Source organism: Nostoc sp. TCL26-01 (assembly GCF_013393945.1).
In the GTDB taxonomy this organism is placed as follows: domain Bacteria; phylum Cyanobacteriota; class Cyanobacteriia; order Cyanobacteriales; family Nostocaceae; genus Trichormus.
Genome location: NZ_CP040297.1, coordinates 97,251 through 119,968, shown reverse-complemented (window position 1 = coordinate 119,968; position 22,718 = coordinate 97,251). Strand labels below are relative to the sequence as shown.

At 41.1% G+C, this 22,718-nt stretch carries 21 protein-coding genes and 1 pseudogene; 7 read left to right on the top strand and 15 right to left on the bottom strand.

Annotated elements, in window-relative coordinates; translation table 11 throughout:
- Positions 1-225 precede the first annotated feature (225 nt).
- Both ppk1 and FD725_RS00500 read left to right on the top strand, forming a co-directional pair.
- Positions 226-2,442, top strand: coding sequence for a polyphosphate kinase 1 (gene ppk1 / locus FD725_RS00505; RefSeq protein ID WP_179046321.1), 2,217 nt, complete (start codon positions 226-228; stop codon positions 2,440-2,442).
- A 153-nt stretch (positions 2,443-2,595) separates the two neighbouring features.
- A complete protein-coding gene (locus FD725_RS00500) occupies positions 2,596-3,012 on the top strand; it encodes a response regulator transcription factor (protein WP_179046320.1) in 417 nt (138 codons plus the stop codon).
- A gap of 141 nt (positions 3,013-3,153) precedes the next feature.
- On the opposite strand, the gene FD725_RS32225 is transcribed toward FD725_RS00500, so the two are convergent.
- Positions 3,154-3,336 carry a hypothetical protein gene (locus FD725_RS32225; RefSeq protein ID WP_256871817.1) on the bottom strand — a complete coding sequence of 61 codons (183 nt, stop codon included), beginning with the start codon at positions 3,334-3,336 and terminating at the stop codon, positions 3,154-3,156.
- A 174-nt stretch (positions 3,337-3,510) separates the two neighbouring features.
- Here FD725_RS32225 and FD725_RS00490 point away from each other — a divergent pair, with 174 nt between their 5' ends.
- Complete coding sequence (locus FD725_RS00490; protein ID WP_179046319.1) at positions 3,511-4,059, top strand: DUF2854 domain-containing protein; 549 nt, start codon at positions 3,511-3,513, stop codon at positions 4,057-4,059.
- Positions 4,060-4,135: 76 nt separating this feature from the next.
- Here the strand turns inward: FD725_RS00490 and FD725_RS00485 are convergent, their stop codons facing one another.
- Both FD725_RS00485 and FD725_RS00480 read right to left on the bottom strand, forming a co-directional pair.
- Entirely contained in the window at positions 4,136-4,396 is a 261-nt protein-coding gene (locus tag FD725_RS00485) for a chlororespiratory reduction protein 7 (RefSeq protein ID WP_179046318.1), read from the bottom strand.
- A gap of 356 nt (positions 4,397-4,752) precedes the next feature.
- The gene (locus tag FD725_RS00480; RefSeq protein ID WP_179046317.1) at positions 4,753-6,516 is read right to left on the bottom strand and encodes a hypothetical protein; all 1,764 of its coding nucleotides are present in this window, start codon (positions 6,514-6,516) and stop codon (positions 4,753-4,755) included.
- A 550-nt stretch (positions 6,517-7,066) separates the two neighbouring features.
- Here FD725_RS00480 and FD725_RS00475 point away from each other — a divergent pair.
- Both FD725_RS00475 and FD725_RS00470 read left to right on the top strand, forming a co-directional pair.
- Positions 7,067-8,287, top strand: coding sequence for a succinate--CoA ligase subunit beta (locus tag FD725_RS00475; RefSeq protein ID WP_179046316.1), 1,221 nt, complete (start codon positions 7,067-7,069; stop codon positions 8,285-8,287).
- Positions 8,288-8,494: 207 nt separating this feature from the next.
- Complete coding sequence (locus tag FD725_RS00470; RefSeq protein WP_179051367.1) at positions 8,495-9,388, top strand: CoA-binding protein; 894 nt, start codon at positions 8,495-8,497, stop codon at positions 9,386-9,388.
- Between the two features lie 13 nt (positions 9,389-9,401).
- On the opposite strand, the pseudogene FD725_RS33030 reads toward FD725_RS00470, so the two are convergent.
- The 6 genes and pseudogenes from FD725_RS33030 to FD725_RS00440 all read right to left on the bottom strand — a co-directional run bounded on the left by FD725_RS33030 (position 9,402) and on the right by FD725_RS00440 (position 14,837).
- Positions 9,402-9,812: pseudogene (locus tag FD725_RS33030) on the bottom strand (type II toxin-antitoxin system VapC family toxin).
- A gap of 2 nt (positions 9,813-9,814) precedes the next feature.
- Complete coding sequence (locus FD725_RS00460; RefSeq protein WP_179046315.1) at positions 9,815-10,045, bottom strand: type II toxin-antitoxin system Phd/YefM family antitoxin; 231 nt, start codon at positions 10,043-10,045, stop codon at positions 9,815-9,817.
- Positions 10,046-10,310: 265 nt separating this feature from the next.
- Positions 10,311-11,195, bottom strand: coding sequence for an aspartoacylase (locus FD725_RS00455; RefSeq protein WP_179046314.1), 885 nt, complete (start codon positions 11,193-11,195; stop codon positions 10,311-10,313).
- Positions 11,196-11,641: 446 nt separating this feature from the next.
- Positions 11,642-13,027, bottom strand: a complete 1,386-nt coding sequence (locus tag FD725_RS00450; RefSeq protein WP_256871816.1) for a hypothetical protein — start codon at positions 13,025-13,027, stop codon at positions 11,642-11,644.
- 367 nt (positions 13,028-13,394) lie between these two features.
- The gene (locus FD725_RS00445) at positions 13,395-13,982 is read right to left on the bottom strand and encodes an NADPH-dependent FMN reductase (RefSeq protein WP_179046312.1); all 588 of its coding nucleotides are present in this window, start codon (positions 13,980-13,982) and stop codon (positions 13,395-13,397) included.
- A 645-nt stretch (positions 13,983-14,627) separates the two neighbouring features.
- A complete protein-coding gene (locus FD725_RS00440; protein WP_179046311.1) occupies positions 14,628-14,837 on the bottom strand; it encodes a hypothetical protein in 210 nt (69 codons plus the stop codon).
- A gap of 1,064 nt (positions 14,838-15,901) precedes the next feature.
- On the opposite strand from FD725_RS00440, the gene FD725_RS00435 reads away from it, so the two are divergent.
- Positions 15,902-16,141, top strand: a complete 240-nt coding sequence (locus FD725_RS00435) for a hypothetical protein (RefSeq protein WP_179046310.1) — start codon at positions 15,902-15,904, stop codon at positions 16,139-16,141.
- On the opposite strand, the gene FD725_RS00430 is transcribed toward FD725_RS00435, so the two are convergent.
- From FD725_RS00430 to FD725_RS00420, 3 genes are all read right to left on the bottom strand, one after another.
- On the bottom strand, positions 16,138-16,878 hold the full coding sequence (locus FD725_RS00430) for a GDYXXLXY domain-containing protein (protein ID WP_179046309.1): 741 nt from the start codon (positions 16,876-16,878) through the stop codon (positions 16,138-16,140). The genes FD725_RS00435 and FD725_RS00430 overlap by 4 nt on opposite strands.
- A gap of 94 nt (positions 16,879-16,972) precedes the next feature.
- Entirely contained in the window at positions 16,973-17,185 is a 213-nt protein-coding gene (locus FD725_RS00425; RefSeq protein WP_179046308.1) for a hypothetical protein, read from the bottom strand.
- A 58-nt stretch (positions 17,186-17,243) separates the two neighbouring features.
- Positions 17,244-18,677: a DUF2157 domain-containing protein gene (locus FD725_RS00420; protein WP_179051366.1), complete on the bottom strand. Its 1,434-nt coding sequence runs from the start codon at positions 18,675-18,677 to the stop codon at positions 17,244-17,246.
- Positions 18,678-18,906: 229 nt separating this feature from the next.
- Between FD725_RS00420 and FD725_RS00415 the strand changes: the two genes are divergently transcribed.
- On the top strand, positions 18,907-19,860 hold the full coding sequence (locus tag FD725_RS00415; protein ID WP_179046307.1) for an RsmB/NOP family class I SAM-dependent RNA methyltransferase: 954 nt from the start codon (positions 18,907-18,909) through the stop codon (positions 19,858-19,860).
- A gap of 289 nt (positions 19,861-20,149) precedes the next feature.
- Here FD725_RS00415 and FD725_RS00410 read toward each other — a convergent pair whose 3' ends face one another.
- The 3 genes from FD725_RS00410 to FD725_RS00400 all read right to left on the bottom strand — a co-directional run bounded on the left by FD725_RS00410 (position 20,150) and on the right by FD725_RS00400 (position 22,672).
- Positions 20,150-20,542 carry a hypothetical protein gene (locus FD725_RS00410; RefSeq protein WP_179046306.1) on the bottom strand — a complete coding sequence of 131 codons (393 nt, stop codon included), beginning with the start codon at positions 20,540-20,542 and terminating at the stop codon, positions 20,150-20,152.
- A gap of 43 nt (positions 20,543-20,585) precedes the next feature.
- Positions 20,586-21,473: an ABC transporter permease gene (locus FD725_RS00405; RefSeq protein ID WP_179046305.1), complete on the bottom strand. Its 888-nt coding sequence runs from the start codon at positions 21,471-21,473 to the stop codon at positions 20,586-20,588.
- Between the two features lie 179 nt (positions 21,474-21,652).
- Complete coding sequence (locus FD725_RS00400; protein ID WP_179046304.1) at positions 21,653-22,672, bottom strand: ABC transporter ATP-binding protein; 1,020 nt, start codon at positions 22,670-22,672, stop codon at positions 21,653-21,655.
- Positions 22,673-22,718 lie beyond the last annotated feature (46 nt).

Here is a 22,718-nt window from a genome sequence, read left to right as displayed (position 1 = left end):
AATTTCGGGAGAAATTCGGGTAAACCCCTGCTACTACTAACAGCACACATCACTTTTTTAAGTTAATAGACAGGCTAGAGTAATTACGAATTACGTAGCTTGCTTCTCGCCTTTGGCGAGTATTACGAATTACAAATGAAGTTGCTTCCCTTGTCAGCCTATATCATTTACTATGTGTATTGTTCTCCAGCTATATGGGCTGCATCAGGCTAGCCTGCGATCGCCATGCCTAAATCAAAAAAAAGCTCTACTCCGCTAAATTTAAACGAACCTCAATATTATATTAACCGAGAGTTAAGCTGGTTAGAATTTAACAATCGGGTGTTACATGAAGCCTGCGACTCTCGCACACCACTGTTAGAAAGACTCAAGTTTTTAGCCATCTTCAGCTCTAACTTAGATGAGTTTTTTATGGTGCGGGTTGCGGCTTTAAAGCAACAGGTAGAAGCAAAAGTTAGTCAATTAACTCCCGATGGACGCACACCACAACAACAGCTAGATGATATCCGGCTGAATCTGATTCCCCAATTTACCAAACAGCATCAACATTTTGAGCAAGTTGTCCGTCCGTTGTTAGCTAGTCATGGTATTCATATTTTGGATTACATTAACTTGACGCAAAAACAACGAACTTATTTAGACAACTATTTTGAAGAACAAATCTTTCCGGTTCTGACTCCTTTAGCAGTTGATCCTAGCCATCCTTTTCCCTACATTTCTAATCTCAGCTTGAATTTGGCTGTAGTGGTGAAAAATCCCGACACAGATGAAGAATTATTTGCACGGGTGAAAGTTCCGAATGTGCTACCGCGATTTTTGCCTTTACCTCCAGATTTAGCCACTCAGGAAAACGGACAACAGAGTTACTGGACGGGTGTACCATTAGAGCAGGCGATCGCTCACAACCTGGATTCTCTATTTCCCGGCATGAATATTCAAGAGTACCACCCTTTCCGCATTACTCGTGATGCTGATTTGGCTCTAGAAGAAGATGAAGCCGATGATCTGTTACTAGCCATAGAACAAGAACTGCGAAAACGGCGCATTGGTGGTTCTCCTGTGAGAATTGAAATCCAATCTCAAACACCAGAACCTATCCGCAACAGGTTGCTAGAAGATTTAGAACTCACAGAAAGTGATGTTTATGAGGTTGATGGGCTTTTAGGACTGCGTGATTTGATGTCTTTTATGGCTTTACCGTTACCAGAACTCAAAGATCCACCACGTCAGTCTGTAGTACCTACACGCCTGCAACGTCTACGGGAACCGAGTTTAGATGCAGATACTGATGTGATGGAAGTAGAGGAAGGTAGAGATTTTTTTTCCATAATTAGAGAAAAAGATTTATTTGTCCACCATCCCTATCAATCATTTTCTGCCACCGTCGTCCGCTTTATTACCCATGCAGCTCATGATCCGAATGTCTTGGCAATCAAGATGACTTTGTATCGGACTTCTGGAGATTCGCCCATAGTTAATGCCTTAATTGCGGCGGCGGAAAATGGTAAGCAAGTCTCGGTTTTAGTGGAATTAAAAGCGCGATTTGATGAAGAGAATAATATTTACTGGGCCAGGAGATTAGAAAGAGTTGGTGTCCATGTAGTTTATGGTTTGGTTGGGCTGAAAACTCACTCTAAAACTGTCATGGTAGTGCGGCGAGAAAAAGACCGGATGCGGCGTTATGTACATATAGGGACTGGGAATTATAATCCAAAAACAGCGAGACTCTATACAGATTTAGGATTGTTTAGTTGTCGTGAAGAATTAGGCGCTGATATTACAGATTTGTTTAATTTTTTGACTGGTTATTCGCGGCAAAAATCCTATCGAGAATTGTTAGTTGCGCCTGTGAATATGCGCGATCGCTTTTTGGAATTAATTCGTCGGGAAATTGCCAATGCTCAAAACGGATTCTCTGGGCGCATTGTGGCAAAAATGAACTCCCTTGTCGATCCACAAATCATTGCCACTTTGTATGAAGCATCCCGTGCTGGCGTGCAAATTGATTTGATTATTCGCGGTATTTGCTGTTTGCGTCCAGGACTCCCAGACATCAGCGAAAACATTCGCATCATCAGCATTGTCGGTCGCTTTTTAGAACACTCCCGTATATATTACTTCCATAACAATGGTCAAGAAGAAATATATATCGGTAGTGCTGATTGGATGCGACGTAATTTAGATCGACGAGTGGAAGTAATTACTCCCATCCAAGATCCAGACATAGCCAAAGATTTGCAAGAAATTTTAGGAATTATGCTAGCTGATAACCGTCAAGCTTGGGATTTACAAGCTGATGGCAGTTATATTCAACGTCGTCCAGGAGAAGATTGTCCAGAAGCCAATTCACAAATAACTTTCATTAATATGGCTTTGCGTTCAACTAGTATAGCCACAAATCTGGTTGATTCACCAAAAGGTTCTCTACTCACAGAAAGCTAGGTAAATCTAGTTTTTCATGAGAATTTACTTTTCCAACAATTATCCTCAATAATTCGTATGGTTAGACACCAATTATTCAACCATAGGATAGAGTAATTGTTGGTACTTGTTCCCATAAACTATTAAAAATATCGTATCTAGTCTTTTCCGGGAATGTTAATGTTCTCCTGTGAGTCCTCTACCTTAAAAGTTCTAGTGGTTGACGATCATGAACTGACTCGTTTAACCCTACAACTTGCTTTCTCTAGTCAAGAAAATATTCAAGTAGTGGGATTAGCGAGTAACGGTCAAGAAGCAATAGAAATGGTAAAAGACCGCCATCCTGATGTCATTGTGCTGGATTTGCAGATGCCAGTTATGGATGGTTGGTGTGCTTCTGGACATATTAAAGCTATTTCTCCCAATACGCAAATACTAGCTTACTCGTCTGTAGAAGATGCGAATCTTCCAGACAGTAAAACAATGCCTAACTTTGATGATGTTTGTAAAAAAGATGTTTCCACCAAAGAACTAATTGCTCTAGTTAGACAGTTGGGAAAGCGTGCAGAGGATATTTCACTTCCTAATTAAGCACGTATCTCAGTTAATTAAATAACTTGAGCGTAGCTTAACATTAAGAAGATGAAAAGATTCTGGATTTCAGAAGCGTCGGTAGAGTCATGGCTTGAGATTCATACCGACACGTTTGGCGATCGTGATTAACAATTCAGCTTAATTACTATCTGCTTCTGGAATAGTACGTTTATATTCTTCCACTAATTCATCTAGTTCTTCTAAGGCTTGATTCACATCTACTCTTAAAATCCCTAGATTTGGTTGCTCTAACAAACTTAGTAAATACTCCCGTTTACTTTGAACTGCGGCAATGCGTTCTTTAAGAGTTGGTAAATCCATTATTTTTTAAATCCTTGAGTAGCTCCAAATTTAAACTTAACCCAAAAAAGGTGATACTTTTCACTATCCTGAGTGAGAAACTCAAAATTCTCAGTCCAGGCTCTTCCCTAAGTTGTTGCTTATAACCGATGATAGTAAAACTCATGTGATCAGAATTTATACCATACTCGAATCATGTTACGCCAAATCTCCTTGGGAACACTCGGTTTAAGCGTCGGTGGCCTGTTAACTATCATTGGCTTTGTGGCTTATGCTGCCAATAATGCCACACTAAATCTGGTGGGATTTTTTTATGGGTTTCCTCTTTTACTGGGAGGATTGGCACTCAAAGCAAATGAACTTAAGCCTATACCCTTTAGTCAGCCAACAACGCCATCAGTTTTGCGCTTGCGAGAGCAGCAAGCAACTGTGACGCAAAATAAAATTCGTAAGGACATCACGCGCTATTGTTATGGACAAGATGCTCATCTAGATGGAGCGCTTTCTTTCTTGGGTTTAAGTCCTTCAGATGAAGACAGGCCAGAAGTGACGGGTTTGCGGGAGACGGAAACTGATGGTGCTTATACTCTGATTTTAGAATTTGACTCACCTGCAATACCAATTAGTGTTTGGCAAGAAAAACAAGAAAAAATGACCAAATACTTTGGACCTGGGGTCATAGTGCAAATCACGCAAGTTGATGAAGATGAAATTGAATTAGCTTTGGTTACTGATGGTCAATAGTCAATAGTCAATAGTCAATAGTCAATAGTCATTGGTCATTAGTTAGGCAGAATAACTAAGACTGATGACTAACAGCTTATTTTTCTAAGCGTACTGCGTACCACTGGAGATATTTTCCTGCACCAACATCTAGGTTGCAACTTGTGTCTATTAAATGTTGGGCTTGGTCTGTTAAGGAGTCAAATCTTTGCAACTCTTGTGGTAAGTCGGAAACATCTATTTTTTGAAGTTCTCCTTTGAGTTTATCTAATAATTCTGCTGTAGTTAGGAATTGTTCTGGTTGGTTTGTTTCTAAGACAACAAAGTTATCTTGTTGGTACATTAAAGGATCTGGCATAAATATTAGTTATTAATTTTTTGAGTGGATTTTATTAATTGTAATTGAGATGGTGGTTTGTAAAACTTGATGCCCAGATTGTTTAAGTCATGATACACATAAATTGTGTAGAGACGTTAGAGGGTGTTGGAAAAGTTTCAGTAGGTATAAAAATGTCATTCTGACTGGAGCGTAAGGAAGAATCTAGGTTTTGTGGCACATACCGAGATGTTTCATTCCGCTACGCTGCATTCAACATGACAAAGAAACAGACTTTTCAAACGTCCTCTTACAATGCAACGTCTCTATTTTGATTTAGTACTCTTCATCTATGCTACTTATTGAAGTTCAGAATGTGGGATAGAAAATTAGTATATCTAACCTCCTGGTGTTTGCATATAAATTGCCTGACCTTGAGCATTGTAGATAAACAAAGGTAAATTAGCGTTTTCACTAATTACTTTTAAGGCTTCTTGTAAACTTTGCCAGTGATTAGCAACATCAACCACAGAATTGACATCTTGAGCTTTGGTATCGTCAGTACTACTTTGGAGAACTTGTTCATACTCAGGTGTAATTCTGACCACAATTCCTTTATCGTCTAGGGTAAAGTTGCAGATTCTCATTTCCCCAGAACAAATTCTATCTAAATCAGCACGAGTTTGTTGCTGACCGTTATTTAGTTGGAGTTTTTCTTGTGCTTGCTTGAGAGACTCGGAATATGGTGTAATTAAACTCTGGGCTTGATTGTAATATGGGCTATTATTGGAAATTTGTTTAGCAGTCTGCAAAGCTTGTTGCCAGTAGATTACGGCTGCTTGCCATTGCTGTTTCTGCTCATAGGCTTTGGCTTGGTTGGCAATACTTATCAGCTGCTCGTAACTTTTAGCTGCTAATTGTTCTGTAGTGACGCGATCGCGCGCTCTAGCTAGTTTGGGTTTATATTCTAGTAATAGTTCTTGTGCTGGCTGATATGCTGAATTCGATGGCGGAATCGCACTTAAGGCACTAACTACTACTTGCCAAGTAGATTGTACCTTTTGCCAATCTTTTACGGATTTAGCAGTGGTTTCCCACTTGTTAGCTACACTGGCGACAGCTTTGGCATCGGCTAGTTTTTTCACCCATTTTTCTTGAGATAGCAACTGCTGATTCACCGTTTGCAAATTAACCCGATATTTCAGTAATCTGGGCTGTACTAAATTATAAAGTTCACTATTGGGATTGATGGACTCTAACTGTGTGATGGCTTGTCGCCACAGTTGTTGTGTGGCTTGTAACTCCGCTTGGCTAGTGGCGGGTGTTTGCATTTTTTGTTCTGCTTGCGTCGCCGCCTGTAACGCTGTGATGACTTGATTGATTTTTTGGGAATGTCCAGATAAATTGGTCTTCAGGTCTTCTGCTTGCTGGTGATGCGGCGACCAGCCGGGTATTGTATTTAAATCTGTACTGGTTTGTGTTAACTGTTTTTGGATAGCGATTAATTCTTGTTCTGATTTAGCACGACCTATCAGTTTTGTGGATTGAATTTTCAGTTGTTGAGCTGTTTGTAACTCTTGACACACAGACAAGACACAAGGAAGAGTAATCAGGTAAGCACCACCAACACTTAAAAACACAATTCCCACCACAGCACCCAACAAAATTGGTGGGATTTGGCGCTTGGGTGGAGTAACTAATAAATCTGGTGTACCAGCTAAAGGATCGAAGACTTCTTCTGGTTCATCATCGGTGGTATCAGATGCAGGATCATAACTCAGAGGTAGTGCCAAGGATGAAAAAGATGTCTCTTCCTCATCTACCTCATCTTTAGGAATCGCTGGATTTTCTACCTGTCCATGTCCCCGCATCATCAGAGAACGTTTAGCGTAGGGGAGTTTTTCACCCACAATTCTCAGAAAACATTGGACTTGCTGATCCCGATATGGTGGTAGCGATCGCAATGCTTCTTCCAATACAACAAAAATTTGTTCCGTATTAACCTTGACATTAACGGGATGTTGAGTCAATATCATTAACTCATCTTTATTGACAGCACATTTAATCTGAAAAAATTCGCCAGAAGGAACTTCAGCCAGGAATTGTTCTTGTAAAGTCCTCGCTAAAAGCTGTAAATCCTCCTGCTGGACTGCTACTTTCATAGAGCTTTCCTGCTGGTTTTCTATATTATTTTTTTTATCTGTAGGAGAAGAAAAAGAAAGATGTTCGTTTGTTGAATACAGATGCACAGTGTAACCAACCATAACCACAAAATTTGATAGACCAACTTTTTAACACAACTTCTGAAATTTCAGCAAAATAAAAATAATCAATAGTCAATAGTCAATGGTCAATAGTCAATGGTCATTAGTCACTACTCTCCGACTTCGACTCAGCACTCCCTCACTCAGCACTCAGCACGGGCTAAACGCCCCGCTTCCGCTAACAGCACTCTCTCACTCTCTCACTCCCCCTACATCTTATTGTCTAACTGTATATTTACTGATAATATCAATTACCCCAGATAGAGCAAATCTCTAGAGTTAGTGCTAGAAATTAATTTGCTATATTTACTGGATTCGATAAAATTGATACGTAAAAAATAGGTTTTTTATAGTTGACTCAGCCTGATTATATGATGAAGGTGCGATAAAACCTGGGAAGTAGCACCGTAGAGACTCTCTAAAAGTGTAAATTAAGAGGTGCATAACAATGGATTTATTAGAGTATCAAGTTAAAGAATGGTTTGGAGAAATTGGTATTCCTGTATTACCATCTCAAAGAATTGACCATCCCACAGATTTGAAGCGGCTCAAAATTCGCTATCCAATTGTATTGAAATCTCAAGTACACGCAGGAGAACGGGAAAAAACAGGTGGTGTGAGGATGGTAGAAACTACCATTGATGCGATCGCCGCAGCACAAAATATCTTTAATTTATCTATCTGGGGCGAGTTACCAGAGGTGTTACTGGCAGAATCTAAATATGATGCTCACCAAGAATTTTATCTGGCAGTAGTCCTAGATACGGCTGTTTGCCGACCTGTATTGTTGGGTTCCACCACAGCAGATATTGATTGGGAACTGACAGACGAGCAAATTCAGTATGTGGTTGTCGAACAAGAATTCTCGCCTTTCTATGCGCGGAGACTGGCTTTAAAGATGGGTTTGCAAGGCACTCTCATGCAGTCTGTCAGCAATGTTTTAGAGAAAATGTACCAGTTATTTGTCCAGAAAGACTTGGATTTAGTAGAGATTAATCCTTTAGGTGTGAATATTTCTGGGGAGGTAATGGCTCTTAATGGTAAGGTGAGAGTCAATGAACGGGCAATTGGGCGACATCCAGAAATTGCGGCCATGGCAGCAAAAGTCAGCTATCGTCATCGGGGGATTAGTCCCGCAAATGGCAAGATAGCTGATTTGGAGAGTTTGAAAACACGCAACAAAATCGGCATTTTAGGTAATGGGACTGGTTCAATTATGGCAACTAGTGATTTAGTTGCTGATGCCGGTGGTCAAATAGGAGTATGCTTAAATCTCAGACACGCAGCAATTAGAGATTTATCTTCAACTACGTTTAGCGATCGCCTCTCTCAAGGTCTAGATACTTTAGCAGCTGACAAAAATACTCAAGTAATCTTAATTAATCTCCTGGGTAGTATCCCTCAACCCGAATTAGCAGCACAAGTTATCGTCAACTCGCTGCAACAAAATCATGGAGATAACGGTACTAATGGCAATAAAAACCGTCGCCAGTCACAGTTCCCCCACTTAGTTATCCGTCTAGCCGGTTCCGAGTTAGACACAGCTAAGGATGTCCTAGCAACATTTGCTACTCATCATCATGGCGTAACACTGGTAGAAAATTTAGATGAAGCCGTAGCAGAATCAATTCGCTTGGCTAAAGCACAAACTTATAAGAAAGTTTCTTAATCAGTGATGAGTGCTGAGTAGGGAGTGAGAGAGTGAGGGAGTGAGGGAGTGAGGGAGTGTTGAGTGCTGTTAGCGGAAGCGGGGCGTTTAGCCCGTGATGAGTGCTGAGTGGAAGTCGGAAGTCGGAAGTCGGAGAGTGCTGACCATTGACCATTGACTAATGACCATTGACTAATGACTATTGACCATTGACCATTGACTAATTTTATGAACTTAACCCCCGATAGCAAAATTATTATTCAAGGCTTTGATGAATTCATCTCAGCGACTCAGATTGCTCAAATGAAAGCTTATGGGACAAATTTGGTTGCGGGTGTTGCGCCTGGATGTGGTGGACAGCAACTTTATGATTTGCCAGTCTTTGATTTAGTAGAGGAAACATTATCACAGTTTGGCACGATTGACACAACTATTCTTTGTGTCCATCCCTATCAAGTCCTAGATGCGGCATTAGAGGCGATCGCTTGTGGGATTAGTCAGATTATTATTATTACTGCTGGTGTGCCGCCGTTGGATATGGTGCAACTCCTCCGTAAAGCTGAAGCCTGCGAAACTTTGGTAGTCGGCCCCAATAGCCCTGGTATTATTGTCCCAGGCAAGATTCTCTTAGGGACTCAGCCTAGAGAATTCTATACTCCAGGGTCAGTTGGTATTGTCAGTCGTAGCAGTACCCTCACCTATGAAGTAGCGCGGGAACTCACTCAAGCAGGCTTAGGACAATCGATTAGTGTGAGTATTGGTAGTGATGCGATCGTTGGATCTTCCTTTCTCCAATGGTTGCAGATTTTAGACGAAGATGAAAGTACTGAGGCGATCGTTTTGGTCGGACAACCAGGTGGTGATAGCGAAGAAACCGCCGCACGTTACATTGCTGAAGCCATTGATAAGCCAGTCATTGCTTACATCGCAGGTAGACACGCACCACCAGGCAAAACTTGGCGACAAACTGGTACATTAGCAACTGTTATCGGTCGTCCTCCTAATTTTGGCACTGCTCAAAGCAAAATTGCCGCTTTCGCCGCCGCCGATGTTCCCGTAGCCGAACGTCCTTCTTTAATTCCCCCATTGTTGAGGAAGGCAATTCATTTAGGGGAGAGATGAGACTGTAGCTTGTTTAATCAGGTTCGAGCCAATTTTCTACTTTTAAATTGGGAATGCGACAAAATTCACGAAAATTGGCGGTAATAACTGTTAGGTTTAATGTCAAAGCATGGGCAGCAATTAATAAGTCATTACCTCCTATCGGGCTACCTTGCTGTTCTAGATCCGTGCGAATTTCTGCGTAATATTGCTCTACTGGATGAGTTAGGGATAGTATTTCGATACTATCCAAGATTATTTCAAGTTTTTCTATGAGCTTTTGAGAGTTCTTTTTTTAAGCTCCAAATCTTGATTCACAAGCTACAATAATACTTGTACAAATTTTGTCTTCTCCAACATTTTGAATTTTTGAAAATATCACCCCCCTCGGATTTTTAATTAGATCGGAAATGATGTTTGTATCTAACAAGAACAAATAACTCATTTTTAAAACTTAATATCATCTAAAGGTAATAATCCTTCGTCTAAATCGGCAAAGTCTTCGTCCAATGGTTCAAGGGTAGAAAGGGTTTGGAGGAGAGATTTTTTCTTAATAGGAGAAATGATGGCGAAGGGGACACCATTTTGAATAATGGTTAGTGGCTCGCCTGTTTTTTGAGCTTGGTTGATTAGGCTTTGGACGGTTTTGGGGAGGTCTGAAAGGGTAATTTGTGTCATCTTAGTTTTTAGACTTAGAGGGTGTTTGAAAAGTTTCGGTAGGTATAAAAATGTCATTCTGACTGGAGCAGAGCGTAAGGAAGAATCTAGGTTTTGTGGCATATACCGAGATGTTTCATTCCGCTACGCTGCATTCAACATGACAAAGAAACAGACTTTTCAAACGTCCTCTTAGGGGATAAGGATTTGCCATACATATATTTTACCTGTAACGGCGTTGGTAATTAGGGCAGTGCGATATTCTTTTAATAGTTAGATGGCTTCTTTAACCATTAATAATCAATTCTTGCTTTTCGGTAAATAGCATAGCTACACCTTTTTCATAGTAGGCGGCTTCGTTAATAAAAATGGGATAAATTGTTGATGTGCCTGCGTAGGCGATCGCTTGACCATCTAATGTTAGAAATAAAGCATCTCCTGGGTTTAATGGTTCATAGTCTCGATTTTGCAATGCAGGATGTATCATTGCTTGAATTTCCCCGTTTTCATTTCTGGGATAATCTATCGACCCTACATATTTATATAGTGTTAGTGTATGACTAATTTCGGGTATCAGACCTTGATTATATTTATCTAAATAATCTAAAATTGCGTAGATTAATTCTTCAGTCTTGTGAAACCATTCCGCATTTAACACACCCTGCGCTACAGGGCCAACTTCAATTACAAAACCTAATTCACAAAGAGAACGGAGAAAATTACTCCCTCTTTCAGGTATGGTGTAGCAAACTTTTACTAAAGGATTAATAGAACTAAGATAAGCGGCTAATTTTAAGAGAAAGGGATGTTGATTACCTAGAATAATGCTTAACTGCATATTTGTAGTTGTGCTGTGTAAATCTACCAGCATATCTACCGGAGATTTACTATCTTTCCCTAACATTTTTACTATAGTTTTTGCTTGAATATCTTCATAACTAGTTAGGGTTTCATCTTGGAGATTCTGCTCTAAAAAACAACGGTTCAAATCTTTTTCAATATAACGTTTACCTGCGGCAAAAGCTTGGGGATTTGCCAATAATGTTAAAACTTCAAAGCTGGATTTTTGAATTAGCTGAGGAAATTGTTCAAATTTTTTAATTAAGAATGCCCCAGTAAATTCATTTCCATGAGTTCCTCCAACAATTGCAACCCGATTAATTTTGTTCATAAAAGCAATCACCGTGAGGTCATCAAGATAAACTTAGAACTTACGCACTCAACCAATAAACCCTTCTGAGGGTGGTCAATAGTCCATAGTCAATGGTCAAAATTAAGTTTTTTTGGACTATTGACTATTGACCATTGACCATTGACAAAAAGTGCGGAAAATCGGTGACACTGCGTAAGTCCTGAAACTGTATTGTTCTATAAATATAGCAATCATATCTGATATGTGATACCAATTTCCTTTAAATATGAACAGTAGAGACGTTGCAATGCAACGTCTGTACATAATTTATGTGTATCATGATTAACGGGAAATGGTATGAGAATTTAGATACTCAAATACCCGACTTCGCAAAGAAGTCGGGTATCTTGTTGCTCATGAACGATTGAGAATTGTTATATCTGACAAAAAAGCAAGAGTGAGTCTGAGACAATTATTAGCTGATATTATGCCACAGCGACCTGCTTACTATAGTACTCAAGTTGGGGATATACGCTGATCAGACTATTGCCAACTACAAAAAATGTCCCTGATTGCTCATGTTTAGAAAACTGCAAGTTAGGATATTGAGCAGCAAGTTCTTCAGCCATCATGGCTGGCGCAGTAATGGCATTAGGTAATCTGCCAGTTACACCAATGTAAAATACCCAAGGAGAGACTTTAGTTTGATAAATTTTCTCTGCACAATCTTCTAACTTAGCTTTAGCATCTGTCAAGGCTGCTACCATGTTATCTTTATCGATATTCTTGCCGGAATTTTTGTCTTGTAATATTTGTACTAAGTTATCAGCACCAACTTTGCCAAGAATTTGTTGCACAATACCGTTACTTGCCAAGCCCAAAAAATCATCAAAAATCGCCTGCATAAATTCATCAACTTTGGTAATTTTGATGCGATTTGATTGTAACTTATGCCGAAAAGCGAGATTTTTTTGGAAAGCGATCGCTAAACTTGGTTTAGTAAATATTTCTCCAGTTTCTGCATCATAAACACGATACATTTTATCCAAAAATTTATTAGCAGAATAAAACTTACTCAGATTCAAAATTTCTGGACTACCAATATCAATCTTGTAGCTAAACTTTGATTCTAGCGTGCTATTAGCTATGGCTTGTTGGCGATCGCTATATTTGTTAGTGGTGGGAAAATTCACATAAACACTCTTGGAGAGATAGTTATTTTTCAACTCTGCTAATTGATTTGGGACAAATACATCAGACTCTCCTTTAAGATAAGCAGAAATAATGCTAGAAAGTACTTTGATTTCTGCCAGTTCTGAGAATAAACCATCAAGGCTAGGATAATTTACTTCACTAGGTACTATTGGTAAATTATCCAATCGAATAGTATATTCCTGACAAAAATCAAATTTCTCGTCATTGAGGATATTTTTGAGTTTGAGTAAGCTAAACAGTTTTTTGTTACTAATTTTGACTTTTAAGGCATTTACATTGAGCTTACCATCACTGACAATTGTATAATTATTAAAGCTGTTTAACTGATTCACAAGCAAACCAGCAACTTCAAGTACTGGTGTTTGATCCTCCAATTTCACCAACTTAACTTGACGTTGAATCAGCATATTTAGGGTAGCAGTATTGCGATTAAATACGAATGTACCCATGCGAATATATTGGGCATTATCGACATATTCTGTCCGCAACCAAGGCTGATTAATTTCGCCTTTTTCATCTCTCCATCCAGCAATACGTTTAACCCCAGTCCTCTGATAACTTTCTTGCAGATGTTGGATATTGATAATAATGTAGTTACGGTATTCTGTAAAAATATCGATGAGTTCTAGCAGAGAAATTTGGCAATTATTTGTCACGTTGCTGCGCTCCAAATTCAAAACAAAAAATGAACAATGCCATCAATAAGTTAACCGAACAGGTAACAGGTGACAGGTAACAGTGCATTAGTAGGTTGGGTTGAGGCTTTGGGAAACCCAACATCAGATCCATACTAGGTTTTTGAGATCCATGTTGGGTTGCGCTGCGCTTAACCCAACCTACTGATCTTTTCCAGTTATCTTGCGATTGTGCATATTCAGTGGATAACTGAATCAACCAGAGTTGAATGATTTTGATTATAGTACAATTGTATCATAAGTATTGGCAGCTAGCAAGATTTACGAGTGATGTAGGTTTCTAGTAATGGTAATTGGTAATTGAGAGGAAATTCTTACCCATTACCCATTACCCATTTATTTGAGATGTCACCTTGGCGAGTTTCTGAGCGATCGCTTGTACTGTTTGCACCTGCTTTTCATCCTTGAGTTGTCCTTGTTCATCAAAGGCTTGGTAGGCGTTGGGAATAGCCTTTTGATCGGGAATTACCAACACACCAATCCCTTCCAGAATTGCGCGGACATGAACTAGTCCCCGCATCCCACCTAATCCACCAGGAGAAGTTGCCAATAGCGCTGCAACCTTACCAGTAAAACCACTGAGCGCCATTGCTTCGTTTCCTGGTTCTGGTCGAGAAGCCCAATCAATAGCATTCTTCAATAGTGGTGTGATCGAGCCGTTATACTCTGGACAGGCAATCAAGAATCCCTGATGACTTTTCAACAGTGCTTTGAACTCCAGCACTGATTCCGGTAGCCCTGTTTCTGCTTCTAAGTCTTCATTGAATAGAGGCATGGGATAATCAATTAAATCAATGTAGTTAACCTCTGCACCTACATTTTTTGCCCCTACCGCCGCAATTTTTACCAGTTTTTTATTGAAGGATTCCTGGCGTGAACTACCAGCAAAAGCCAGAATTTTCGGTGGATTAGTCATTTGCTTTATTTCCTTATCATGCCAACAAAAAACTAATGTAACAAATACTGCAATGGCGCTTCTATCAACTAAAGTTTAATTTTGGCGATCGCTCTCAAAATCCAGTAAATTTGACCATTATCATCTCCATCTTTTCATCCCCTTGCGGGGAAGCAAAAAATTATAGTTTGACTGGTTCGATGCCTTTCATACCATTTCACTTTAATAATGATACAAATACGTGAGTCCGACAGGGATTGTAAATCCCTGTCTCATAGCTAAAGTCCTCTCAAGAGGACTGAATATCAGAGTCCATTTTAATGGACTTAAGCTATGAGACCACCGTTTTAACGGTGGGCGGACAATACCCAACGAGTAAGCTATATGTATCAGGATTTTTGTGAATTGGTATCACGAACTGTATCTGCGCGTAACTCAACACCGATATCTCAAGGTTTTTATCCCCTTGCGGGGTAATGCGATCGTAAAGAGCAAATTGACCTCGATGCAAGCTGCGCCACTTTGAAGTTTCCATCCCCTTGCGGGGAGATGCGATCATAAAGTCAACAACGACATCGAAAGCGTGCTTTGGTACTACTGTTTCCATCCCCTTGCGGGGAGATGCGCTCTTAAAGTGTAACGGATTTTGTTTTTACAATCAACAGTCTACCGTTTCCATCCCCTTGCGGGGTGATGCGATCGTAAAGAATCATATAATGAATCCCGCATTCCGTCTTCTCCTGCCCGTTTCCATCCCCTTGCGGGGTGATGCGATCGTAAAGCATTGCCCAAGGCTTTTACGCTAGCGGGCATTTGATGAAGTTTCCATCCCCTTGCGGGGCGATGCGATCGTAAAGGCAATTTTTCTTCGCTCATGGCAGTAGCGATGATCTGAACTTGTTTCCATCCCCTTGCGGGGCGATGCGATCGTAAAAGGCTTTAGCTTCCACCGTTAGCGCCTCCCACTAGGAGGTTTCCATCCCCTTGCGGGGCGATGTGATCGTAAAGAATAATTTTTCTGATATATTTTCTTATCTCTTATTTAAGGTTTCCATCCCCTTGCGGGGCGATGTGATCGTAAAGAAACTTGCAGAATTTCCTCCAAATCCCAAACACCAAATTGTTTCCATCCCCTTGCGGGGCGATGTGATCGTAAAGTCATCGAGTAATCTGTCTTTCTGCTGCAACCACTATGTTTCCATCCCCTTGCGGGGCGATGTGATCGTAAAGCTAACAAAGCCGTAGATTTTGGGGTTCAACACACTCAAGTTTCCATCCCCTTGCGGGGCGATGTGATCGTAAAGTCTAATTTAACCATTTCCCTAGAAATAGGGAAAATGGTGTTTCCATCCCCTTGCGGGGCGATGTGATCGTAAAGTGGTTTCCGCCAGCCCAGTACTGGCTGATGAAGAAATGTTTCCATCCCCTTGCGGGGCGATGTGATCGTAAAGAGTTCACTTCTGGAAACCTTACTATAAGCGGGTTTCAGACCCCCAATTCGACACACCTTTTTTATCCAACGAAATAAAATTAAGAATTGGCGAATTTTGTAGGCTGAAACCTGGACTGTGTAAGCAATCGACACAGGTCAACGAAGTTATAGGGTTTTCAAGGTTCGGTGGAGCTGCGTCGATGAATTCAACACTCCAGTTTTAAGAGTAAAATATGTTACTGGAAGCTGTCAATTTTATTACAAAAACTTAACTGATCAGATCGCCTAATAATTTACGTAGGTAGGCAATAGGCAATAGGGAATGGGCAATAGGCAATAGGTAAGAAGTTTCTTGACGGGTACTGATTTTTTTCAATAATCAAATACTAGTCCTATAGTAAAATTTTCCTTGCTGCTATAATTCTTCCAAAGCAGCTGACAGAAATAGCATAGATGTGTAAAGTAGTTGAGGAATGTTTACCACCTCTCATCTTTAACGCATCCATCTATGGATAGAAAAACCAAACGCTTGTTACTGCTGATAGCTTCCTGTAGCTTAACTGGGGTCATTTTAGGCGGAACCGCCAGTTGGGCTGAGAGCAATCTTTGCTTGCGAGCCGATAGGGTGACAAGTGATTGTGTGACTCAAGACCCGATACAAAAAACCATCGAAGGTATGAGTACAGGGTTAGTAGCCGGAGCCGGAGCAGCTTTGGGTGTAGCCTGGAATTTACGTCATCAAGACTAAAAACGATAATTGCGATCGCGTACCCACAGACTCACTGGGATAGCATTACCTTGGGGGTCTACTTTCACTTTTACTGCTAGCGGTCGTAACTGTCCATTGCGTGTTTGCCGAGCAGCGCGGAAAATATCATTATTCAACTGCTGACGCTGTTCATTGGCAACATTGTAAGTTTCCACGCCGTAGTTAACAAAACCATTTTGATAGACACCTCTTAAAGCCACTTGATTATCTGGGAGAGACATAGGCAAGTTGCTAGTCACTCTCACAGGTCGCCAAGCTCTAGGAGTACCACGACCAAAAGATTGCTGCTCTTGCAAAATCACATACAAATTGGTTCCAGATAGGAGTTGTCTGCTGTTTCTTCCCCGATTTCTTCTGAATAACTCCTCCCAACCAGGAAGTCGTCGCAAACTAGATAAACGAGATATATTGTAGTCCAGATTGAGAGTGTCACCTTGTAAAACATTATCAGGGTCAGCCGATAATGTTTGTAAAATTACCTCCCTACCTGTGAAGCTAGTCAGCATTGCTTGGCTAGGAACTGACAAAATTAGCCCAGTTTGCAGCATTAACGGCAAGAATAACCGCCAAAAAGGTAAAGGCTCGTTAAATTTTTTGTCAGTAGACTTGAGATAATCTCGAAAAGTCTGCTTTTTAGAAGAGTCAGATTCGGAAGACGATACTTTATTCTTACTAGATTCAGAATTTTTACTGGATTCAGATGAATCACTTTTCATGAGCGTAGTCCTAAAAATAGCGAACTTTGAGGTAGCAAAAACAAGACTTACGCAAATAAATTCCCCTCAAAAGAATCGCAACATAGATTTACTTCTAACTTGCACCAGGCGACTGGAAGTCGCTGCTACACAGGCAAAACCCGCCTGCGCGGGTTTCAAACCCTTGATTTTGTGTTAGTCCGCGTAGGCGGACTTTGTTTGTATAGCCGCGATTTCTAATCGCTAGGGCTAGGTGCAAGATGTGAGTAAACTCACAACTCACCACTCTTAACTCAGCACTCACCACTCTTAACTCAGCACTCAGCACTCACCACTCTTAACTCCCCACTCAGCACTCACCACTCAGCACTCTTAACTCCCCACTCTCAACTAGACTTCTTTCCCGACGAACTAGTTAAACGACCTTCAAACCAGAGTCCCGCACTAATTAATAATGAACCACACATTAAAAAAACCATCGACCGAAAAAGTGGATCAGTATTGTATTCTAACATCCGGCTAATAACTAGTAAAGTTAGTAATAACATCCCCCCCCAAAAGGATTTTCTATCACTCAGTTTTATGCCTTCTTGAATTAGTCCCCAAGACAGTACACCCAAAAGAATGTTGAAAATAAAACTTCCCAGATCGCCAATTCGACTGATAGCTTGATGCCAAAAAGGCACTACAACAATAAAACCGAGAAAAGTGGCAATTAGACCAGTATTAAACACAACTTCCCGCCGAGGAGGGTTATTTCTTTGACGTAAGAGAAACAACCATTGCAATACTGCTAAACCACTCAGAATTCCCAAATCGATAATAGGCAGAGATAAGTAATTGTTGACGTTATTCGTTGAGCCAAAGGAGTTGGAAGAAAACCCTTGCCATTGCCAACGAAACGAAAGAGCATAAAATACTAAACCAAAAGCAATTAAAGCTAAATTCCGCGCTAAGGGTTGAAACAGTCTGTAACTAATCGTGGGAAATAACAAATCGTCGTAGCTCCAGAATATCGCAGGTGGCAGCGCTAAGGCAAAAGATGCCACCCAAGGAGCCACATCAGAGAAATTTAACAGAGGTAGAGGATTGAGATTGAATTGTAAAGAAGCAGCAAAAAATAACGCTGCTAAGAAAAAAATCCACCGGGAACGACAAAAATAGGCGAGAGGGACAAACAATAGCCATGAGATTAATGGCATATGTCTGACTGCTAATCTTGCCCATCCCGCATCACCTGAAGAATACCACAAATCCCCTAGTCCAGCCCAATACCCAATCTGTACTAAGATAATTGCCATAATTCCCAAGGAATTTAACGACAAACCATAAGCCATGAAAGAAACGCCAAATCCCCAAGCTAAGAATAGTTCAGCAGTCGAACCACTGATATTAAAAATTTGTGCCATTAGGATTAAATTTGCACCCAAAATAAAGGCAGCAAAAATCAGTAAGGCTTCACCTAAAAAGCGCTTACTCCGTGGCGGTTTTTTGCCGTCTTTTTTGGCGAGTGTCGGTTCTCTCCAGGTGTAAAAACCTGTGATACTAATAGTGAAAAACAGACTCATCATCAAGATGAATTTGACCTCACGCGACCATGCTAGCCAATTGGCAGCCGCAAAGGTAAATACACCTATGACGAGGAGGATACCACCTACAGCGATCGCTATCATCATAAAGCGATCGCGTGCAGCAGCTTCCAGCTTATTAAATTGATAGCGATCGGCAATTTGTTGATACTGAGAAGGACTAAGCATACCTTCATCACGCCATAATTGCGCTTCTTTCTGCAATTTTCGTTGAAAATTATCAAAAATCATGACCCTTGCCAGTACGCTGAATTTGGGCATTGAATACTGGGTATTGGGTATCAAGGATTAGGTATTTGGTTTGCGGTATTTAATAATAGAAAAATTAATTACTACTCCCACTCCCCATTACCCCTTATCCCCAGAGGGGGCCCCGAGTTCCCCATTACCCATTCCCCATTTCCCAGTATTATGAAGCCAAGCCGCTATCCAGCATTGTTCTTCTCTAACAATTTCATTAATGGAAAAACCATCAAATTTATTACTTAAACTTGCCCGGCGTTTGTTTGAAAACCCTGATAAACAAGAACAATTTATTGCCACATTAATTGCGCCCCAACCTTTTAACCCTTGTATTCTTTGGTGTCAAAATCAACCAGATATTTCACCTTTTGTAATCGAATCCCCATTAAGTTGGCAACCTAAGTTTGTAGATCGATTGCAGTTAGGACAAAAACCCGGACAGCATCCTCTACATCATCAAGGCTATTTCTATTGTTTAGATTTTTCTTCAGTATTCGCCGCATCTACTTTACTAACACTTACCCAACCAGCACCGTTAATTGTTGATATATGTGCTGCCCCTGGTGGTAAAAGTATTTTTGCTTGGCAAGCTTTGCAACCCAAATTACTGTTAAGCAATGAAGTGATTGGTAAACGTTTAGGAATGCTAATTTCTAACCTAAAACGTTGTCAAATTAGCCCATCTATTGTGGTTAATAGAGATTCTAGTATTTTTGCCGAAACTATGCCTTTCACAAGTAATTTAGTGTTAGTAGATGCTCCTTGTACTGGACAATCTCTACTGGCAAAAGGTGAAAAAGCACCAGGATGTTTCCATCCAACTGCTATTAATAAGAGTGCTAATCGTCAAAAAAGAATTATTGCTAATTCCGCCAAAATTGTTGCTCCACAAGGCTATCTTGCCTATATGACTTGCACCTATTCACAAGAAGAAAATGAGCAAGTTTGTGAATGGTTCTTGTCACGCTTTCCCCAATTCCAAGCAGTAACAATTACTCATTTACAAAATTATCAATCACATTTAACGACTCTGCCTTGTTATCGTCTCTTCCCTCAAGATAAATTAGGCGCTGGTGCATTTACAGTCCTTTTTCACAATACTGAGGAAGGTGGAATCAAAGAATTCGATCAGGAAGTTTTAAATCAACTCGGCATTATCCAGAGTTTATAATCCAGACTAGCAACTGAGTGCTTTCTTAATTTTGAATTTTGTGGAAAGTTGCGTGCGGTGAATCCAGCCCTGTAGGCGGGAAACCAGCCGTAGGGGACTATAGTCAATAGTCAATAGTCCTATTAGTATAAGTCCCCATATTTATTTTTCTTTCTTCCTAGTTCCAAGAAAAGGTTAACGTGCGCTTCTCTGGAAAGCACACGTTAAGGGAAAGTATTACGCAATATTTTTTTCATTCAGTCAGACACAAGGCCTCACTGTTTTATTTCTTTACACCCTGCTGGATTGTTTAGTTTTGAGGTGGCAGTATTAAAGATGGAGGGGTAACTATAGGCTGTGTAACGCTAGGATTGGTAATTCCTGGCAAGCCTGGGACAACTTGCCCCCCTTGTTGATTGGTATTGGATTGATTTAACCTGTCTCTGTAAGCTTTGGCTGCTTCATCTATTTGATTCAGGTTAAATGTGCCAGTACCAAAGTTTGCCCGATGAATTAGGTCAAACATATTAAAGTTACCAGAGTTGAAGTCAAGATTATTTTGGTTTTCGTCGAAACTACCACTGGGCGTATCAGTTGTACCGAGTTGAGCTAAACTGGGCTGGTCTGTGAGCAAGGAAGCAAAGCTGATGCTTGCCACTGTTGCTACTAAGAGTCTGGTAACGAATAAAAAAGTTGTTTTCATGATTTTGACTCTAAAATTCCTCTAACACCATCCTGCTTTTATCTTAAGCAAGAGTTCGTCGTAGTTGGGGCTGAATACTCAATAATGCCACAAGGGCAAAACCAAACAAGACGAGTAAAGCGCCCCCAAAGGTAACATCACCCCAAGGAGCCTGCATAACTACACTAGCCAATCCCCAATCACTATGGAGATAAAGATAGCGAATGGGTTCAATAGCATAACTGAGAGGGTTTAAAGTGGCAATAACCTGTAACCACTTGGGCATGAAGGATAAAGGCGCTAAAGCTGTACTGGCAAACAGTAAGGGCAGGTTGGTAACGAATATGACAGCGATTAACTCAATATGTCCAGGTAAAGCAAAAGCCAAACCGAGAGAGATGGCTGTGACACCCAGAGCTAAGAGGAAGACTATAAGAGCGATCGCTATCAACCCGGTCACATCTGGTAAGCCAGCACCCAAAAATGCCGCCGCAGCTACAATTACGGCTGCTTGCAACAAACTTTGACTGATAATAAATATGGCTGAAGCAAAGACAATGGAGAAGCGCGAGGCTAAGGGTGCAACTAATAAACGATTCAAAAAGCCAAATTCCCGATCAAACATGACGGGTAAGCCAGCGTTTAATGCTCCCGCAAAGGCGGTAAAGACGATAACACCCGCAGATAAAAATTGTCCGTAATTTGTCGTAGTACCAAATAAACCTTTGGGTGCATTCTGGAACAAAGCCCCAAATAACACCAACCACATTACAGGTTGAATAATCCCTGCAAGTAAGGTTGAAGGACGACGTTGTAATTGAATAAACAAGCGACGAGTTAAAGCTAGTGTCTCTTGTACTAGTTCACCAAAAAAATTCGGCGCACTATCAGCATAGGCTTGGGGTGACGTGGCTGGTTGCCAGTTGATATCAGGTTTTGGGGTTACGCTCATAAGAATTTTGGGGTAGTGGGGATTGGGGATTGGGGATTGGGGATTGGGGATTGGGGATTGGGGATTGGGGATTGGGGATTGGGGATTGGGACAAGTAAATACTGACTCTCTCATCTCCCTGCTCTCTCTCATCTTCATCCTCATCTTCTTCCCAGTCGCTAGTCCCTAGTCCCCAGTCCCTATCTCATATTCTGCTTTTTCTCAGCTTTGGGATCACGATTGGCTGCTGCTGCCAATTCTGCATCTAAGAGAGTGCGTCCGGTGGCGGCGAGGTAGACATCATCTAGGCTGGGACGAGATTGGGCTATGCCAAAAATCGGTAAGCCTGCGTGGTTGAGGGATTGTTGGATGGTAATTAACACATCGTTTTGGGGTGTGACTACCAAGTTGAGGGAATTACCTTGAGCGCTGTTGATGATGACTTCTTTGACAAAGGGTAATTCTTGCAGCAGGTTCTTGGCTTGTTCGGCTTCAGATGTGGGGGAGAATTCGCGGATGCGTAAAGTGATGCGATCGCCACCTAAGCGATCTTTCAATTCTGAGGGTGTACCCACAGCAATGATCACACCACGATCAATAATTGCCACGCGATCGGCTAGAGCGTCAATCTCTTCTAAATAGTGGCTGGTAATCACAACTGTTGTCCCTGATGCCCGCAACTTCCGCAGGAAATCCCACACCACAAAACGGCTTTCAATGTCAAGTCCTACAGTCGGCTCATCCAATACTAAAACATCTGGGGCGTGGAGTAACCCAGCAGCCAAGTCTAGACGCTTGCGTAAGCCACCGGAATAAGTGCCAGTTTTCTTATCGGCGTATTCTTGTAAACCGAGTAAATCTAAAACTGTCTCGATGCGTTGTTTCGCTACTTTGCCGGGGAGGTGATAAAGTGCGGCTTGCAATTGCAGCAGTTCTCGTCCAGTCAGCACTTTATCCAAAGCGACTTCTTGGGCTACATAGCCTAGCCGTTGTCTGGCCACTCTGGGGTTATCCACGACAGAAACGCCAGATACTTCGATTTTGCCAGCATCCGGTGTGGTGAGGGTACACAAGGCACGCAAAGTGGTGGTTTTGCCTGCACCGTTGGGGCCGAGTAAACCAAAGATTTCCCCTGGTTCTACCAAAAAGGAAACATCCTTGACAGCTTCAACAGTACCGTAGCGCTTTTGCAGATTTTGAATTAAAACGGCGGGAGCCATGACAGCTAGACCCTAACTATACAATTCTCAACAAAGTCTATCTATA

Bases quoted from the DNA above. Each gene is read 5' to 3' on its own strand.
- FD725_RS00410 (WP_179046306.1), bottom strand. From the start codon at position 20,542: ATGAAAACAACTTTTTTATTCGTTACCAGACTCTTAGTAGCAACAGTG.
- FD725_RS00490 (WP_179046319.1), top strand. From the start codon at position 3,511: ATGTTACGCCAAATCTCCTTGGGAACACTCGGTTTAAGCGTCGGTGGC.
- FD725_RS00405 (WP_179046305.1), bottom strand. From the start codon at position 21,473: ATGAGCGTAACCCCAAAACCTGATATCAACTGGCAACCAGCCACGTCA.
- FD725_RS00430 (WP_179046309.1), bottom strand. From the start codon at position 16,878: ATGAAAAGTGATTCATCTGAATCCAGTAAAAATTCTGAATCTAGTAAG.
- FD725_RS00475 (WP_179046316.1), top strand. From the start codon at position 7,067: ATGGATTTATTAGAGTATCAAGTTAAAGAATGGTTTGGAGAAATTGGT.
- FD725_RS00500 (WP_179046320.1), top strand. From the start codon at position 2,596: ATGTTAATGTTCTCCTGTGAGTCCTCTACCTTAAAAGTTCTAGTGGTT.
- FD725_RS00445 (WP_179046312.1), bottom strand. From the start codon at position 13,982: ATGACTAATCCACCGAAAATTCTGGCTTTTGCTGGTAGTTCACGCCAG.
- FD725_RS00415 (WP_179046307.1), top strand. From the start codon at position 18,907: ATGGAAAAACCATCAAATTTATTACTTAAACTTGCCCGGCGTTTGTTT.
- FD725_RS00435 (WP_179046310.1), top strand. From the start codon at position 15,902: ATGGATAGAAAAACCAAACGCTTGTTACTGCTGATAGCTTCCTGTAGC.
- FD725_RS00470 (WP_179051367.1), top strand. From the start codon at position 8,495: ATGAACTTAACCCCCGATAGCAAAATTATTATTCAAGGCTTTGATGAA.
- FD725_RS00460 (WP_179046315.1), bottom strand. From the start codon at position 10,045: ATGACACAAATTACCCTTTCAGACCTCCCCAAAACCGTCCAAAGCCTA.
- ppk1 (WP_179046321.1), top strand. From the start codon at position 226: ATGCCTAAATCAAAAAAAAGCTCTACTCCGCTAAATTTAAACGAACCT.
- FD725_RS00420 (WP_179051366.1), bottom strand. From the start codon at position 18,677: ATGATTTTTGATAATTTTCAACGAAAATTGCAGAAAGAAGCGCAATTA.
- FD725_RS00440 (WP_179046311.1), bottom strand. From the start codon at position 14,837: ATGAGCGAAGAAAAATTGCCTTTACGATCGCATCGCCCCGCAAGGGGA.
- FD725_RS00400 (WP_179046304.1), bottom strand. From the start codon at position 22,672: ATGGCTCCCGCCGTTTTAATTCAAAATCTGCAAAAGCGCTACGGTACT.
- FD725_RS00480 (WP_179046317.1), bottom strand. From the start codon at position 6,516: ATGAAAGTAGCAGTCCAGCAGGAGGATTTACAGCTTTTAGCGAGGACT.
- FD725_RS00455 (WP_179046314.1), bottom strand. From the start codon at position 11,195: ATGAACAAAATTAATCGGGTTGCAATTGTTGGAGGAACTCATGGAAAT.
- FD725_RS32225 (WP_256871817.1), bottom strand. From the start codon at position 3,336: ATGGATTTACCAACTCTTAAAGAACGCATTGCCGCAGTTCAAAGTAAA.
- FD725_RS00485 (WP_179046318.1), bottom strand. From the start codon at position 4,396: ATGCCAGATCCTTTAATGTACCAACAAGATAACTTTGTTGTCTTAGAA.